Origin of the sequence: [Mycobacterium] manitobense (genome assembly GCF_025821665.1) — a bacterium.
Taxonomy (GTDB): Bacteria; Actinomycetota; Actinomycetes; order Mycobacteriales; family Mycobacteriaceae; genus Mycobacterium; species Mycobacterium arseniciresistens.
Map to the genome: position 1 here is coordinate 1 of NZ_JACKSJ010000071.1, position 398 is coordinate 398.

Below are 398 nucleotides of genomic sequence, written 5' to 3' on the forward strand. Positions count from 1 at the left end.
ATCCTCGTACCAAGAGGCGGTCGACTTTGCCGATGTCTTCTTCGTCGCTGTCGCGACGCCACAGAAGAAGGGTGACTACGGAGCCGATCTGTGCTTCGTTGATGCCGTAATGGCTTCTTTGGCAGTGCTTTTGGACAAACCCGCCGTGATCATCGGAAAGTCGACGGTTCCGGTGGGAACCGCGGAGCGGCTCGCTGCACGGGTGCGGGCCCTGGCACCCGCGGGCGAGGCAGTGGAGTTGGCGTGGAATCCGGAATTTCTGCGGGAAGGCTTCGCAGTTCAGGACACGTTGCATCCCGACCGCCTTGTCCTGGGTATCGGAAGGCCCGGTTCCGGCCGTGCGGAACAGGTCGTGCGCGAGATCTACTCCGATCTTCTCGGCGATGGCGTTCCCTTCA

General features: G+C 61.8%; 1 pseudogene. It reads left to right on the forward strand.

Annotation, left to right across the window (positions count from 1 at the left end):
- Positions 1 to 398 (forward strand): annotated as a pseudogene (locus H7I41_RS09715) (UDP-glucose 6-dehydrogenase); the annotation flags it as partial.